This is a genomic window from bacterium, from assembly GCA_020444325.1.
Classification (GTDB): domain Bacteria; phylum Bacteroidota; class Ignavibacteria; order SZUA-365; family SZUA-365; genus BM516.
The window spans coordinates 384,382-401,650 of the sequence record JAHLLD010000002.1; the positions used below are offsets into that span (position 1 = coordinate 384,382).

10 protein-coding genes are annotated in these 17,269 nt (G+C 56.9%); 4 read left to right on the forward strand and 6 right to left on the reverse strand.

Annotation, left to right across the window (positions count from 1 at the left end; translation table 11 throughout):
- Positions 1-12: 12 nt before the first annotated feature.
- Positions 13-2,622 (reverse strand): outer membrane protein assembly factor, encoded by a 2,610-nt coding sequence (locus KQI65_04360; GenBank protein ID MCB2203958.1) that lies wholly within the window; start codon positions 2,620-2,622, stop codon positions 13-15.
- A 330-nt stretch (positions 2,623-2,952) separates the two neighbouring features.
- On the opposite strand from KQI65_04360, the gene KQI65_04365 reads away from it, so the two are divergent.
- The 4 genes from KQI65_04365 (at position 2,953) to KQI65_04380 (ending at position 7,637) form a co-directional block, all read left to right on the forward strand.
- Positions 2,953-3,687 carry a phosphatase PAP2 family protein gene (locus KQI65_04365; GenBank protein MCB2203959.1) on the forward strand — a complete coding sequence of 245 codons (735 nt, stop codon included), beginning with the start codon at positions 2,953-2,955 and terminating at the stop codon, positions 3,685-3,687.
- A 13-nt stretch (positions 3,688-3,700) separates the two neighbouring features.
- Positions 3,701-4,195: a histidine phosphatase family protein gene (locus KQI65_04370; GenBank protein MCB2203960.1), complete on the forward strand. Its 495-nt coding sequence runs from the start codon at positions 3,701-3,703 to the stop codon at positions 4,193-4,195.
- A gap of 21 nt (positions 4,196-4,216) precedes the next feature.
- Positions 4,217-6,298, forward strand: coding sequence for a polyphosphate kinase 1 (gene ppk1, locus KQI65_04375; protein MCB2203961.1), 2,082 nt, complete (start codon positions 4,217-4,219; stop codon positions 6,296-6,298).
- Between the two features lie 61 nt (positions 6,299-6,359).
- On the forward strand, positions 6,360-7,637 hold the full coding sequence (locus KQI65_04380; GenBank protein ID MCB2203962.1) for an HD domain-containing protein: 1,278 nt from the start codon (positions 6,360-6,362) through the stop codon (positions 7,635-7,637).
- A gap of 87 nt (positions 7,638-7,724) precedes the next feature.
- Here the strand turns inward: KQI65_04380 and KQI65_04385 are convergent, their stop codons facing one another.
- Genes KQI65_04385 through KQI65_04405 form a run of 5 tightly spaced genes read right to left on the reverse strand, consistent with a single transcriptional unit; the run spans position 7,725 to position 17,259 of the window.
- Entirely contained in the window at positions 7,725-8,804 is a 1,080-nt protein-coding gene (locus KQI65_04385) for a hypothetical protein (protein ID MCB2203963.1), read from the reverse strand.
- A 2-nt stretch (positions 8,805-8,806) separates the two neighbouring features.
- Complete coding sequence (locus tag KQI65_04390) at positions 8,807-9,811, reverse strand: PorV/PorQ family protein (GenBank protein MCB2203964.1); 1,005 nt, start codon at positions 9,809-9,811, stop codon at positions 8,807-8,809.
- Complete coding sequence (locus tag KQI65_04395; protein MCB2203965.1) at positions 9,808-12,642, reverse strand: TonB-dependent receptor; 2,835 nt, start codon at positions 12,640-12,642, stop codon at positions 9,808-9,810. The genes KQI65_04390 and KQI65_04395 overlap by 4 nt, the downstream gene beginning before the upstream one ends.
- A 12-nt stretch (positions 12,643-12,654) precedes the next feature.
- A complete protein-coding gene (locus tag KQI65_04400; GenBank protein ID MCB2203966.1) occupies positions 12,655-14,124 on the reverse strand; it encodes a hypothetical protein in 1,470 nt (489 codons plus the stop codon).
- 9 nt (positions 14,125-14,133) lie between these two features.
- Complete coding sequence (locus KQI65_04405) at positions 14,134-17,259, reverse strand: M4 family metallopeptidase (GenBank protein ID MCB2203967.1); 3,126 nt, start codon at positions 17,257-17,259, stop codon at positions 14,134-14,136.
- Positions 17,260-17,269 lie beyond the last annotated feature (10 nt).

Consider the following 17,269-nt stretch of genomic DNA (forward strand, 5'->3'; position numbering starts at 1 on the left):
GCCGAACGCGCATCAGAACGCGAAGCCGGCTGCGACATCGAGACGCGTGGTCTCATGGGAGAGTCCTATCGAGGCACTGAAGGTGTATGCGCGATGGACAGGTGCGAACCACAATCCGCCGCCCCAGGAGGGATGCCAGATATCGTGGTTCTGCTCCTCTTCGAGGAATACGCGTCCTGTCTCCACGAATAGCAGTGCGCCTATATCCGTTGGGACGATGAAAGAGCTGTTTCCGAGAAGACCCCGCCATTCGACGCCACCGTACATCGCAGCATCGCCCGCGAAGCGATTGAGCTCATACCCGCGAGCTGAAGAGAGTCCACCGAGAAACGCAGACTCGAAGAACGGATGTTTCCCGTGATTATACTGTCCGCCCGCACGGAAGGCCAGCGTCCACTCGGTGATGAAATCCACCGGCAGATAGGCACGCAGGTCAGCATTCACCGTTTCAAAGCGTGAGACCAGGTCGAGCATCGCAGGGTAGTAGCGCACACGTACATCGGAGAAAACGCCGGATGAAGGCCAGGCTTCACTGTCCCTGCTGTCGTAGCACAGGCCGGCTTCCACGTGAGCCAGGGATGTGTTTTCCGTTCCCAACGGTTCGACGAGAGACAGATAGAGGGTTTCGTCATCCCGGTCGTTGGTGACATAGCGGAAGCCAAAGCCCGCCGAAAGTGTTACATACTTGCTGAGGAAAAAATGCACAGCGGGACTGAAATGCAGCTGTGTCTGCTTGACCGCGTAACTGTATTCAGCACCCCGATCCACTTTCGTTCTGTTTCCGAGACCGAAGAAATTCAAAACTTCGTAGCCGGAGTATCCGGCGGAAAGCGTGAAACTGTGTCCTGCAATCACACGGCGGAAATCGGCGGTGAGCTCTGCCTTGCCCAGCATTTCAAGCGGGGCGAAGCCTGCAAGCAGACTCAGCCGGTAGTCGTAGGGATCGCTGCGGAATCCGTAGCGTGTGAACACTGGTCCGCCCCCGATCAGGATGCCAAGATCGTCGTTGTAGCCAGCCATGACACCGGGAAGTAATTCCCAACCCCAGTCGCGTTGTGGGGGTTCGTAGCGTTCCTCTTTCGTTTTCGCCTCCCTGACATGCGTGCGGTCAATGAGGGTTCCGGAACCATAGGTAAAGGACGAATTGTCGCCATGGTCATAGAAACAGGTCTGGCTGCGGAACAAGGGGAGCGCTCCCACGCGTGAACTGTCGATGAAAGTGTCGCGTCCGTGTCCTCCGATTACGCGCACAATAATGCCGCGCGGTGCGTGTCCCCGAACAATGGCCACATCGTCGCCGCCTTCGAGATAAATGCGCAGTTCCGAGGTCTCATCGGGGAAGAACGAGCGGTGGAAGAACGGGGGGCGCTCGAGTTTATTCCTGCTGCGGCCAATGACTTCAACGCTGCCGTCTGCATGACGCGTGACCTCGAGCATCTCATCTTCATCGCTCCCGTAGATATCGACGTCCAGTGCCAGTACCTCGTAATAATCCCGTATCGCATCGCGAAGCTGCGCCCGGCGTGACTGCAGGCGATGATACAGCACATTGCCACCTTCTTCCGGCAGGCCTTTTGGAAATGCATCGATGGACTCCTGCAGCACCTCGTCACTGAGCAGCGGGAGGAGGTACGTGACAAGCGAATCGTAGGCAGACCAGGGGACGCCGCTCAGGAAGCGCCGGTCGAGATGCCTGCCGCTGTATGTGAGATACTGCATGCCCGGATAATCTTCGTCACAGGATTCAAGCTGCGGGATGAGAACGGTTGCGAGCCACGGGATGAGTCCGTCGTACTGACAGAACGCCTGATCCCTGTCTCGCGGAATGGGGTACCACCAGTCGAGTTCTCCTTCTTCGTATCGCGCCCAGCGCCACTGATCGGTATGCCGGTCCCAGTCACCCATGAAAATATCGATGATGCGCGCCTTGAGGAATTCAACGCTTTGCACGCGGTCTTCGGTATCGTGCTGCACTTTGTCGAGCAGGGAAAACGTACCCACGACTTTGTCTGATCCGGCGAAGCCGCGCTCTTTGTCGATTTCGTCCGGATGCAGTTCGATCATCCCGGGCATGCCACCGAATTCTTTTCTGAACTCACCGAGTGCAGGACTGTCAGGCATGATGCAGAGTGTCGGTGGTGCATGCAGCGTACCGGTAGATTTCAGGATCGGTGAAGCCGCAAGTGCTCCGTAGGGATGCGCCGTGCTGATGAGGTCCTGCAGGATGTCGTCGACGAAGGTGTCACGCAGCTTTTCCTCGAGCGTTTTCGAAGGATCCTTGTTGAGCGACCTGAATTTGTATTCGCGTCCGTCGCCGCCCTTCAGCCGCAGTGAAGCTGTCTGCATCCCTCCGCCGCGATGGAGGGGAGTGAGCCCACCACCATACGATGCCAGGTCGAGGTATGGCATGCGCACAGGCGCCGTCCATGCATCGCGCCAGAGATCACCGAAAAAGAAACGATGTAAGCTACCGGCTGCGTACTCGGGTCCCGCCACGACAGTGTCGGAAGCTGCCACACCCGTGTTGGCGCCGGGGGACTGCGCAAGTGATGGAACGGCAGAATACAGCAGGGATGCAAGAGTAAATAGGACGATACCTGCGGGGATGCTGACTCGTCTCATGTCCGAACTCCTGGGTTCGTGGTCTATGCGGCTCATGAAGTGTTGCCCGGGTAAAATACATGACAGGAAGGACAGATGCACGATTTTACGCTGAATGAAGCGATTTTTCGTTTTTGTTTTTCAGATCTCTCCGCAAAGGTCTATTTTGCCATATAGCATTTATCAATAGCACGTTTCCGTATGCGTTCTCGTTTCCGTACGCGTTCCTGCCACATCGTTTGTCGCATCGGTCTGTTGACGGTCTTGCTGCTGTCCGGGATGTCTTCCGCAGATGCGCAGCATGCACCGTCCACTTCATTCTCAGACAGTTCGCAAATCTCTGAGAAAGGGATGATTGATGTGTTCACTGACGACCTGCGCATTCTTGGGCAGGACGGTCTCGCCTACATCCTGGCACCGCTGTCGTTTGATTCACACGACTGGATTTACGCCGGGGGCGTTCTGGGAGTAACCGGCGGATTGATGCTCGGTGATGAGACCTGGCAGGAAATCCCCAGAAGCAATCAGAACACAGCGACACTGGATGTCGCGAGAACCTTTGATCGTGGCGGACATCTGCCGACCATGGAAATTGCAGCGGGTGCGACATATCTCACAGGGTGGCTTGGTGGGTGGGAAGAAGTGCGCGTGACGGGGCGACTTCTCCTCCAGTCGTTGATCTACAGTGGCATTACCTGGTATGTTGTCGCGGTCAGTGCAGGACGCAGCCGTCCCTCCGGTCACCTCGGTGCGTATGAATTCAATCCCGGTCAGACCGACAGCAACCAGCAGTCCATTCCTTCGGGACATACCAATGTGGCATTTTCCATCGCGACCGTGCTCGCTTCCCGTATCGATCACTGGGCGGCGTCGGTACTTCTTTACGGTGCCGCGGCGGGTGTCGGACTGGGACGATGGTACCAGGATCATCACTGGGCATCGGATGTCTTTCTCGGGGCCGTTATCGGTTACACCGCGGCGAAATTCGCCGTGCACCGCGAGGAAGAGAGAATGAAGAAGAAGGGAAGACCAGACTGGAATCTCGGCCTCTCCCCTCAGGGCGTATCAGTGCAAGTTTACTTTTAATCCTGGAGCGACAGTGAAAACGTTGTTTATCGTACGACATGCAAAATCCAGCTGGAAGCAGGAGTTTCTGACCGACTTCGAGCGGCCGCTCAACAAGCGCGGTCACCGGGATGCCCCGGTGATGGCTGCCGTTCTCAAGGAGCGTGGTGTGAAACCGGATTACATCCGCTGCAGTCCCGCAAACCGTGCGCTCACCACCGCACGCCTGTTGGCGGAAGGACTCGGCTACGATCTCGATCATATCGAGACAGACGAGCACATGTATGGCGCAGGCGACCGCCAGTTGAAAACCATCGTTCAACAGCTCCCCGACTCTGCGGAGACAGCCATGATTGTCGGACACAATCCCGGCATGATGATGCTTGCGAACCGGCTGGCAGGGTTTGAAGAAGACAATCTCCCCACCTGCGGTATCGTCTGCGTGCGATTCGAGGCGGAAACGTGGAGTGCGGTCGATGACCGTGAAGGCACGATTGAATATTTTGAGTATCCGAAAAAACATACCTGATCATCATCCAAGACAGGAACCATGAAAGAATATCCCCTTTACGACAGGGAGCTCAGCTGGGTAGCCTTCAATGGCAGGGTCCTTCAGGAAGCCGCCGATGATCGCGTCCCTCTTTACGAGCGTTTGAAATTCCTCGCCATTTATTCATCCAATCTCGATGAATTTTTCCGCGTGCGTATCGCGGGTATCCGTAGCCTGATGTCGCTCGCGAAAAAGAAACGCGAAGAGCTCGAGCTCGATCCTGCGGCGCTGCTCGGAGAGCTGTATACCCGTATCGACCATCAGCAGGAAGAGTTCGGACGCATTTTCCAGGAGCTGCTCGGCCACCTGCGCTCGCGCGGCGTGCAGCTGCTGACCGAAGAGGAAGTCGGCGAGCAGCAGCTGCTGACCATTCGCAGTTATTTCCGGGAAAATGTCAGGCCCTTTCTCGATGCGCACATACTGGGTATGCGCAGGAAAGATGATTTCCTCCGCAACCGCGCGCTGTACATGCTGGTGTCTCTCAAGCCGTTGAGTGGCGAGGACGCCGAGGTAACGGGCTGTGTGACAATTCCCACCGACACCCTGCCGCGGTTCGTGCCGCTTCCGACCGAGGACGGGACGCATGCATACATGTTCCTCGATGATGTCATCAGGATGAATCTTCCGGTGGTATTTGAAGACTGGGAAGTGGACGGTGCGTGGTCGGTGAAGCTGAACAGGGATGCGGATCTGCGCATCGAAGACGAGTTCTCGGGCGATATCGTCAAGAAAATTCAGCATGCACTTTCCAAACGCGAGACTGGCGTTCCCGCGCGCTTCCTGTACGATCCCGGCATGCCCGATGCCCTGCTGCGCAGGGTACGCAAGCATTATGGACTGAAAAAGGAAGATCTGTTTCCCGGTGGACGGTATCACAATTTCCACGACTTCTTTTCCTTCCCGAACCCTCTCGGTGCGGAGGTGAAGGACGAGGAGCTGCCCGCACTCGAATACCTGCCCTTCGCGCAGGCCACATCGCTCTTCGATGCCGTGCGGGAGCGCGACCATTTGCTGCATTTTCCCTACATGCAGTTCGATCCCGTAGTGCGCTTTCTCGAAGAAGCTGCGCGGGATGAAGCGGTGGAGCAGATCTCCATCACCCTCTATCGCATCGCCTCGCATTCCGCTATTGGAAATGCGCTGATGGATGCCGCACGTCAGGGCAAGCGGGTCAACGTATTCATGGAAATCAAGGCCCGTTTCGACGAGGAAGCGAACATTTTCTGGTCGGAGCGGCTCAAGGAAGCCGGTGCCAACGTCATGTACAGCATCCCGGGATTGAAAGTCCATGCCAAGATGTACCATATCGTGCGGCGGGAAGGGAAGAAGAAACGCCATTACGTGTATCTCGGCACGGGAAATTTCAACGAGAAGACGGCAGGACTTTACTGCGACCACGGCTACTTCACCGCGGACAAGGAAACGGGAAAGGAAGCCGCCGCCGTATTCGATATTCTCTCCAAACGGCGCGTAGGATATGAGTTCTCTCACCTGCTTGTTGCCCAGTTCAATCTCCGCAAAGAGATCAACCGGCGCATCGAACGCGAAATCGCACACGCGAAAGAAGGGCGTCCCGCGTCCATTCTGATGAAGATGAACAGCCTGGAGGATCCGAAAATCATCCGCCGGCTCTACCGGGCATCGCGCGCCGGTGTGCAGGTCACGCTGATTGTTCGCGGTATCTGCTGCCTCGTCCCGTCGATGGACGGCGTGAGCGAGAACATCGTCGCCCGCAGTATCGTCGATCGTTATCTGGAGCATGCCCGGGTGTACCAGTTCCACAATGACGGGGAGGAGGAAGTGTTTCTCGCCTCCGCCGACATGATGCGGCGCAATCTCAACCGGCGCATCGAAGTCGCCTTCCCGGTAAAGGATCCGGCCCTGATGGCGGACCTGCATGCGATGCTGGATGCGCAGCTCAGCGACGACACCAAGGCGCGTCTCATCGATCCGGAACAGCAGAACAGTTACTTCTTCGCCGATGCGCATGCGGAGACTGCTCGTGCGCAGACGGCATTTTACGCATACCTGAAGGATCGTGATTATACGCGATTGCCTGGAGATGATGGACCGCAGGATTGAATTGCATGCAGGCAAGGACTATTTTCCAATCATAGCAACCCGCGACAACGGAGCGTCTCCCATGGCCGAAGAACATGTCTCTCTGACGGAACAGGCTTCTTCCCACGTGTTCAAGCATTTCACGAAACACCTCGGGAAGGATTACAGCTTTCACAACTTTGCGCACACCGCTGAGGTGGTCGAGGCCGTGGTGGAAATCGGTGAGGCGAGCGGGCTGCAGGGCCAGGATCTGGAAGTCGTCGTCCTCGCCGCCTGGTTTCACGACACGGGCATCACCGAGGTGTACACGCATCACGAACAGGCAAGTGCAGATTTCGCTGAACGCTTTCTAAAGAAGCGGCAGTATGATCGTGATGCGATCGCGGCTGTTCGAAACTGCATCCTCGTCACTGAACTCGACGTCGCTCCCACGACGCTTCAGGAAAAAGTGATCTGTGACGCGGATCTCCTGCACATCGGGAGGAAACGATTCTGGAGCCGTGCACAGCTGCTGCGACAGGAACTGGCCGCCGTCGCAAAACAGGAATTCAGCGAAGAGGAATGGCTGCGGAAGCAGGTCACATTTCTTGAAGGACGCACGTTTTATACTGACTACGCCAGAGCCGAATACCAGGACCGACTGGATAAAAACCTGGCTACGGTGAAAACAGGCCTGGCTGCAGTGGAGCGTGGGGAAGACGTTGATTTTGCTTCTCTGGCTCCGAAAGGAAAAAAGAAAAAGAAGGACAAACAGTCCGGAAGCAACCAGGCAGCAGGGGTGAAGGAAATACTCGGGAAAGGTGATCGCGGCGTGGAGACGATGTTCCGCATCACCTCACGCAATCACGTTAGCTTCAGCTCCATGGTCGACAGCAAGGCCAACATTATGATCAGTATCAATGCGTTGGTCATCTCGGTCATCATCAGCGTGCTGTTCCGGAAACTCGATACCAATCCCTACATGGCCGTCCCCACATTCCTTTTCCTGGCCGTCTGCCTGACAACCATTGTCTATGCGGTGCTGGCCTCGCGCCCCAAGGTCACCAGCGGCATGTTTACGCGGGAGGATATCGAACAGAAGCGGGCGAACCTGCTGTTTTTCGGAAATTTCTACAATGTGCCCGTTGATGATTTTGAATGGGGCATGCGTGAAATGCTGAAGGACAAAGATTACCTCTACGGGAGCATGATCCGGGATTTCTATTACCTCGGACAGGTGCTGGGACGTAAATACCACCATCTGCGTGTATCCTACAACGTATTCATGTACGGCTTCGTCGTATCCATCCTTCTGTACGTGGTCATGTTCCTGCTCTTCGCCGATCAGCCCATTGATCTGCTGCCGCTCGGGACTGGCTGAGCGATACTACAGGAGTCATAAAATGAAACGTGCCGCCGCGGACTGACCGCAGCGGCACGTTTTGCAATTCAGGGAAGGGTATAGACGTTACTCGAGATCGGTGGAAAGTACGAAGCGGAGAATGCGGTCGTTGCCCGTATCCGCGATATACAATGTCCGATCAAAATGCGCCACGCCCTCAGGATGCGAGAACTGTTCCGCGCCGCCGAATGCCTGCGTGATGAAACCGGAGGGATTGAAGCGGAAAAGGGAATCGAGTCCGGCATCGATAATGTACATATTGCCCGCATCGTCAACCGTCACATCTTCGGGACGGGAGAAGAGACTCACCCGCAGGAAGTCAATTTCACCATCACGCGCTGGCGTATAATACGATTCCCACTGTGTGACATCGCCTGTCGTGCGCTGTGTGATCCACTGCGTGCGGAACAGCGATTGCTCACCCATCTGTGTGAAGATGAAATCCGTAGTAATACGTGGGAACGTTGAAATGGAGGTCGGGACGGTAAGTGTCGCGAGTCCTGTCCCATCGACCGAGAGTCCGGGCCATTCGACGCGTGGCCGCAGATTGTCGTTTTTGTCAAACAGCATCACCGCGTCGTCAGGATCGACGAGGCTGGTGTTGTTCGGCCCGGTGCGCGTCACGTAATAGCTGTTATCAACGAGTACGGCGACGCCGGTAAAGCGCCTGTCAGGATTGAGCGGATCGAAGTACACTCGCTCAACACGTGCCTGCGGGATGTTATGTCCGGCATCAACGAGTTTGATGCGGTAAATGGCACCAAAGGTTGCAGAAGTGCCGCCAATCGTGGTGTCGAATTCGCCGCACACCAGCAGGTCGAGCCGGTAGTCCTGCGCCAGGGCTGTGGGACGCTGAATGAAAGCGGAACTCCCGATCGTGCTGCCGGAGAGATCCATCATGGTGATTTGTCCTGCACCGCGCTCGGCGACATAAATGAAGGGCTCGCGTCCGAGAAGCACGTCGACAGGTTCGTCGAAGCCCGTCCATATCGGCTGCTGCAGCACGTAGCTGGTGTCGCCGTATGTTTCCTGCGGGGCTGTCGCGCCGAGGTCGGCGGAATCGAACGTATCACCGCATGCGCTGAGTAGCAGGGTCGCTGCCACACATGCGGTCAAAGTCTGTATGGATTTGCGTAGGCTGATCATGGTCAGAATCCCAGTCGTACAGTGATGCGATGCACGCCGCCAAGACGGCCGAAGTCCGCGTAGGCGTAATCCACTCCGCCCCGGCCGAAACCGATGGGAGCGTTGATGCCCGCGCCTGCGGTGAGTCCCTCTTCGTCAACATTGAGCTTGTAGCCGGCACGGACGAAGAACAGTTCGTTCCAGGCGTACTCGAACCCGAGCGCAAGGTTCTCGCTGTTATCGTTCGGATGGTTGAGCTGTGCCGAAGCCGTCAGACGGTTTACGTCGTCTTCGACGGGCTCGAAGGCAAAACCGATGCGGAACATCGTAGGGGGTGAGAATTCCTGGAATGAGGAGACCTCTTCGCCATGCGGGAGATCCACCGTTCCCTCCGGCGCAACGTTGTTCCCGAAGTTGGAAACGGCAACAGAGAATCGCGTGCTGCCGAGTCCCGTCCAGTAATACGTTCCGAGATCGATCATCACGGCACGCGTCTTGAGGACGTCGATGGTTTCCTCGACGTAGCGGACAGTGGCGCCGAACGAGAACTGTGAGGTGAGCTGCCGGGCGTAGGAGAGCCCGATCGCAATGTCACCGTAAGTGAAGTACCGTCCTGTACCGAAGGGCTGCGTTTCCGTACGCACTTCCATGTCTTCGGTATGCAGGGAAGTGAAGGAAACACCAACAGCATCTCCCGGCGAGAGCCGGTAGATACCTGCGACGAATTCGTGCTGCAAATCCACCACCCAGGAGGTGTGCGAGAACATCAGTTCATGTCCTTCACACTGCACCATGCCCGCGGGATTGTAATGGAGGGACGATGCGTCGTCCGCAACGGCGATGAACGATTCCGCCATGCCCACCGCACGGGCGCCGGTACCGATTTTCAGGAATTGCAGCGAGGATATGCCCGCACGCTGTCCGCCGAGCAGCGGAATCAGCTGGGCCTGCGCGCTGCCCGTTATCACTGCGGTAAGCAGCAGGACGAGCAGAAGCGTTCTCAGCGTGATATGTTTTGTGCCTGTCATAGCTTGATGGAAATTCCTGCGCGAATATTGCGCGGAGCAAGATACCGCGCGGGATTGTAAGGATACGGATTGAGCGGGGCCTGCAGATCCGGGTAAAGCGGATCGTTATAACCGCCAGGGGTGGGATCGCCGTACTCGTACGCGCGTCCCGTCACAGGATTGATGATGGTGGAATTCTCATTCCCGAGTATGTTCGTGATTTCCACAAGGATGCCGAGGTCGAGTCCTGCCAGCATGATATGCTTCTCGATGTTCACATCGAGATAGAACCAGTTTTCACCGACATCTCCGTACAGGTTCGTGCGATCACGCTCATACACGGGACGACCGGTATTGGGATCATAGCCAATGAGAAGTTCCGGCGTGTAGCGTTTGCCGCTCTGGAAGAAAGCACGGAAGTAGAAATTCAGATCCTCGAGCAGTCCGATTCCAAGAGGATCATTGCCGGGGGGAATGTAGAAACTTGCGCTCACGGAAGCCTGCAGGGGACGATCCCAGATCAGGTAGTTTTCCTTGATCGATTCCTCGAGATCACCGCGCTGCACGAGTGCGCCTTCGTCGGGAGAAGAACTCTTGCCGGTTGCGATGCTGTAGGCGAAGCTGGCCGTGCCGCGGAACCAGCGTCCAATGCGTTTCTTGTACTCCACCTCCACACCGCGCGTGCGGGCGTAATCCTGGTTGATATACGTGATGAAAGAACCGCCGGAAAAGCGCGAACTCGGGATCTTCGCCGACTTCGTGCTGACGTAATCGAAGATGTCCTTGTAATACGCCGTCAGTGTGAGCACGTCGTCTTCGGTGAACTGGTTGCGCAGGCCGAGCTCGTACGCGACAGTGGTTTCCGGATCCAGGTCGGGATTGCCGAATTTCTGGAAGGTGGATTTCGCACTGACGGGGTTCAGCTTGGCGTAAACGAACTGGGGACGGGGACGCTTGGTGAAGTGGCCGTAGGAAAAGAACAGTGTCTGATTGTCGGAGATGGGATGCGATATGCCGAGACGGGGACTGATACGCGCCTTGAAACGGCGACCGAACAATCCGAAGGTGTTTTCCATATACGATGCGCGTACGTCATCAGGGATGGTGATGACCTCGGGATTGGCCACCGCGTCATCGACGAATTTACCGGGCATCCACCAGTCCAGCCGCAGACCGAAATTCAGGATCATACCGCTGAAGTTGACGTTGTCCTGCGCGTACATCGCACCGTAGGCCGGATGAACATTGTAGATGTCATTGTTGAGTCCGAGATCGCCGAGCCAGGGCTTGTAAATATCCACCACCTGCATTTCACCCCAGGTAACGTCGAGTCCTGCCTTGAACTTGTTCTGCTCCGACAGGTTGCTGGTGAAATCGGCTTTTACCGTGTAATTGGCGACGTAATGATCGTGCCAGGTGAAGCCGTTTCCCGTATCCCAGAATCCGTCACCTGGGATCACACCGACATAATCCGTGTCCTTATTGTAGTACTCGACCGGGAAGGTGATCAGGTCTTTCGGTTCCTCGTACTGCGTCCAGTCTTTCCCGTTCGCATCCGCACGCAGGTTCGTATAGAAACGGCTGAGTTTCAGTTCGTAGAAGGACTGGCTGTTCAGCGTATGCGTCCAGCTCAGCGTGTGGAAAACCGTGTTGTGCGTGTAGGTGTTCGCGCCGTCGAGGATGTTCTGGAATTCATACTGATAGCCCGGACTCGGTTCGACGTACTCGAGGTTGGTCTGCAGGGACTGGGAATTCTGATTGATGCTGACGGACTGGTTATACGAATACCGCAGCTTCATGGTGGGGGAGAAGGCCCAGGTGATTTTGCCGAGCCAGAACCAGTTGTTGTCCTGCCGCGGAGCGAAGCGCGTGCCGCCGAACGTGCTCGAATACAGCTGCCCCGCAGTAATTTCCCTGTAGTCGCCAGTGGGCTGACCGCCGCGAATGATGGGAGTGAGCCGGGTAAAGTTGTCGGAGAATCCGGCGTACATGTTCCCGAAGAGGGAAATGGTGCCGGGGAGGTCAATGCCCATCGAAGGGAGGAGAAAGGACGTCAGCGGTTCGGGTCCGCCGAGCGACAGTTCGCTGATGTCGGTGTTCCAGTTCGAACGGCTGTCGCTGTTGAAACCCAGGTTGTCGCGCTTGTGCGAGAGATAAAACGTGTAGCGGTCGGTCGCATCCTTTGTGGTGACATTGACCACGCCGGACGTGGCCTGCCCGTACTCCGCATTGAACCCGCCTGTGATCACTTCCAGTTCCTGGATGGAAGCGGCGCTGAGCTGCAGGCCAAAGCCGGTTCCTGCAAGGGGATCCTGTACGGAAATGCCGTCGAGGAGGAAGGCGTTCTCATACGCGCGTCCACCGCGGATGTGAATTCCCTCATCGGATTTCACCACGCCGGTCTGCTGTGCCACGACGTCCGTCACATTTTCAATCACGGCGACTTCGATATCCTCGGCGGTCACCGTCCGCGAACTGGCCGTTTCCTCAATGTCCATCAGCGGTTTCTCACCGATGATCACCACGGCTTCATCCATCGTGAGGATGGTTTCCTCCATTTCAAAATCCAGCGTCTTCGTCTGTCCCTCTGCAACATCGACACCTGTCTGCTGAATTTTCTTGTAGCCGATCAGCGAGATGACGAGGGTGTACTCTCCGGGATTCATGTCGCGTATGACATACTTCCCGTTGACGTCCGTCGCCGCACCGTAGTACGTACCCTTGACGAGCACGTTGACACCGATAAGCGTTTCACCGGTGCGGGAGTCCTTGATCGTTCCCTTGATGGTCGCCTTCTGCGCCTGCGCCAGCGACGTCGAAAACAGCAGCAGCAGGAGAAGCGGTACTATCATTCTGGTTGTCATTTACTGCAACCCAAATTCGTTTCTGAATATCAGGTAGATGAGAGAGCCGACAGATCCTTCCCCGTCGAAACGGTGAAGCGGAATGCCGAAGAGCATGAACCGGCTGTCTCCGCTGCGTACGGCCACAACTGGCTGGCCTTCCCAGCGTGAACTCTCCTCGAAGCGGTAGAAATTGCGCGCGTTGATCTTGCGGTACAGTTCGCGAATGAAAGCGACGGGTACGCCGCCCTCGTCACGGACGAGAGCTGGATAGCCGGGAGATTCACTGTCGGGCAACACACGGACACCTTTCGCGATAAAAGAAATGGCCAGCGGACTGATGCTGTCAACCGGAGCGAAGTCGGTTATGCCACCGCGCGGATCGATTGCGGCTTCAGGAAAGGCGGAAGTGAAGATGACGTTGCCGCCGCTGTTCTGGTATTCCGGGAGCGCCACCTGCGCCACGTCGAGCGTCGGGGTGTTGTCACCGTACCAGATCACATAGCGGAAAAGTTTCAGCGTTTCGATGAAGGTCGGATTGATATAGGGAGGCAGGAAAATCCCTCTGGTTGTCGTGTTCGCCCCCGCCTTGATGTCCAGTACATCCGCGTTACGAAAGCGTCCGCCGAACAGCGTATCGGTCAGCGAAGCATAGAAACCAGCCGCATTGTCCGTGGGCTTGTAGTCGTCCACAATCAGCAAGTCGGTGCGCGGTTTCTTGACATACCAGCTTCGCGATGTATCCGGCATGCGGATGATCCGGCTCTCCGTACCTGCGATGTCCACTGCCTTGAGATAGAACACATTATCTCCCTCGACGAGACCGTCTTTCTCGAAAAGGGTGAGAAAGGTCGTGCTGCGGGGCAGCATGCGCCATGAGGCCGGGTCGAGCGTATCGTTCAGGGCATACATGTACGCCTGTATCGTTTCATCCCCGTCCAGATCCGTTCCCAGCCAGGCGAAGGTCGCGACCGTGAAAGTGGTGTCGGGCACGTCGGAACCCTGCCGGAATTCCACTACCGGCGGAGAGTTCTGTATCGGGTAGTCGAGGTCGGCGGGAGTCGGATCGACCAGCCCGAGATCGATAAACGCTTCCCCGTCATCCCATACCCCGTTCCCGTTTTCGTCGGTGAAGGGCTCGGGACCGTAAGGCCCGTCGGCATCGTAACGCGCATTCCCCTGATCGTCAACGGCCCGCACGTAGAAGCTGTACGTGGTGTCGCTTCCGGACAGCGAGAGGGCGAAGACGCTGTCATTGCGTGTGGTGAAGGACCATTCGACATTGTCGAAGCTGATGAAATAGCCGGCGACGAAGCCATCGGGATCGTCGCCCCACCAGTGGATATGCTGCCTGCTGGTGGTTGTACGGAGTTCGCCATCCGGCTGCAGGGAGAGATATGTTTCCGGCGGCTTGTTGCCGACCGGATCGTTCGGGGTATCCGAGCAGCCGCTGATCAGGAGCAGGCCAAGAAGAATGTAGCGTAGGCGCATATTGTCGCTTTACTTGAGATACAGCATCTGTTTGGTTGTCGTTGTTTCGCCGGCACTGAGACGTACGAAGTACACGCCGCCGGGCAGCGTCATCCCTGCATTATCCCGGCCGTTCCAGCGCAGTACATGTGTTCCTGCCGGGAACACTTCGTCGGCAAGGATGCGAACTTCACGTCCCAGCATATCGTGCACGCTGACGCGCGCATGCATGCTGCGTGCAAGCTGCAGGGGAATGCTTGTCGAGGGATTGAATGGATTCGGGTAATTCTGTCCCAGCACAGGCCGGTCGGGCAGAGCGGCCCGTGTGGCTTCGACGGCAACGGGACGCTGACCGGTGCGGAACCAGACCGGTGCCGTACCGGCGAGGACGAAGCCCTGCGGGTCGCCCGCAGGCGTGATACCGTCTACTTCCATCGCCACGTTGTAAATCACGTTGATGTCCTGAGACAGACCGACGAAGGAAATCATGCTGTCATCACCGTTATAGGTCGGATACCCGTTGGTGCCGAAGGACGCCTGTGCGACAGTGACGGGCTTGCCTTCGAGGAGATCCATCGCGACGACGTACGCTTCGGATTCGCCGGGGTACTGCACGTCGAATGCGATGACTGTTGGCTTCGTGCGCGAGTAAATGGCGTTGCCGATGTTGACATCGGGATCCTGCGGGAAGATGCGGTCTATGCGTCCCGTCCCGAAATTATCCGCTTCCATGTCCCACACATCCATGACGTTGATATCCCAGAAGCCGAGAGCCTGACCGTTGTACTCGATCTCATTGTAGGTATCGAAGAGGAGGGTACGGCTGTCGAGACTGAAGTCGAGCGCGTCGGGGAATTTTGCGACGTTGGGGACGGATTCGCCGCTGTAGTTCGGGGTGTACACGTCGAAGGATTGTGCGACAGGGGTTGCGCCGGAAATGTCGAGGATGTAAACCTCGGGATTCAGAAGCACTGTGGTCACGGCCAGAAGATTCTCATCCTTGCTTATCGCAATACTGTTCCACACTTCGGAGTTGTCGATGACCTGCTCGTTCGGCGGACCGTCGAGCGCAATGGCACGAACGTTGTAATCGGTGTCCACGAACACGGCCACCGTGCCATCGTCGGTGATGCTCGGACGGCTCCACACTTCTGTAAAGGAAACAGAGGAAAAATCATTCGGTCCGCCCGGCGGTGTCACGATCCAGAGCGGTGCCGGGAGGAAAGGATCGGTGTTGACAAAGAGCATGCGATCGATACCATCAACGGGAGGATAGTCCGTCGGATCACCGGTGGGATTCCCATCGGTGATGCCCACCTGGTCGCAGGCGCTCGCGCAGGCGTCCGCTTCCGTCTGCGTGTACAACTCCTGCGCGGAGCGGATGATGGAGAGGCGGAAGTCGATGAATTGCGATTGCCTGGTCAGCTTTGTGGAGAGCGCATCGTAAAAAATGTGTTCCGCCTTGTCGCGGCCGATCGCTTCGCTGAGCAGATAGGCTGCGTGATTGATGATGCCGCTGTTGATATGTACACCGCCGTTGTCCACATTTTCCGGGAGTGTGACGAACTCATTCATATGCTTTGGCTGCCATGCAGCGATGCCCTGCGTTCCGCCATTATGCGGATCCTGCATATCGCGCAGCGCACCATTGGGAAACTGCGAACTCGTGCGTGTGACTTCCTCGCCGATCAGCCAGTCGTCACGATCGACCATGGCCGCAAAGATATCGCTGATCGCTTCGTTGAGTGCGCCGGACTGATTGAGATACTCGAGTCCCGCCGTGTGCTCGGTGACGCCATGCGTCAGCTCATGCGCGGTGACGTCGAGTGCGCGGGCGATGGGATCGAACACCGTGCCCCCGTTACCAAAGGCCATGAACTGTCCGTTCCAGTATGCGTTCTCCATCGACTGACCGCCGTCGGTGACATTGACGATGGCGTAGATCGTCCCGCCCTTGCCGTCGATGGAGTTACGGCTGTGGGTGGAGAGGTAGTATTCGTAGACAACGCCAAGGTTGGAATGCGCGGAGACACTCGAAGCGTCGCCCCAGCTATTATTGCTCGACTGGAACTGCGTAATGTTGACGAGGTCGCTGTTATTGGCGTTGAGCGTGACAATGGCGCCAGCCGGAGAATTCGGAAATACAGACGCACCGGCATTGAACATCGTACGCGACGCATCGATCATGTAATAATTTCCCTGGTGCAGGTACGTGTCGATGGTTACGTCATTCCCCGCCAGGTCTTTTGCCGTCGCCTTCTCGGGACCGTCTGCGCAGGTGTAGTTGTACCCGCGTACGACGCTGCCGTCGCGCGCGTCGACGAAAATGCGCCAGCGTGCAAGCGCATCCGTACGCATTTCCACGACCCAGACGGGACGCAGCGTTTCGGCTTCCATGAGGTAATTTCGGGTGGTGGTCGGACCAGAATATGCAGAAACTGCATATTTCCCCGCCTCAAGCTCATCATGCACTCCGCGAGCCGCGAGCCAGCTGCGGGCGGATTGCAGTGCGTTGTCGCTGCCCTGGAGAAACGCTTCTTCGGTATGCAGGGAGGACGGCGCGTAGCGCCCCGTGAAATAATCGAGGTCACCCAGAGGAGTAAATCCGCAGACCACCTCGCCGCCCCAGACGGGGATGCCCTCAATTTCCTGACGGTAGCGCAGGTGGGTGCGTCCGTTTTCTGTGTGCAGGACGGAGCTGAGGACAAATCCTGCAGCCTCCGGTTCCAGTTTCAGAAGCGAAGCAAATTTTTGGAAGAATATCTGTGCGGTTCTGTCATGCAGTGCGGCATCGGCGTTGAAAGTCCCCATGGAGTGCTGCAGCACGGAGCCGCTCATGGCGAGGGGGATGCCATAGCGATCATCCCATGAAACGCGGAAACCGGGAACGATGCCGCGATGCTCTCCATAGGCGAGTATCTGGTCGATATCGAGCCCTGCGACATTCCACAGCTCAGGCGCCGTGCGCAGGACGCGGTTCGATTCTTTCCAGTCGCCATAGCGCGCACCGAGCGCGGACACGCGATCAATGGTGACATTACCTGCGCTGCTGTGCACCGCCACGGTTTCAGCTTTCCGATGCTGCGCATGCAGTGTTGAGGACAGCATCGCAGTTGAGATGAGAACGAGAATCAAGAGTGTCGAAAAGCGTGCCATGGCGTCTCCT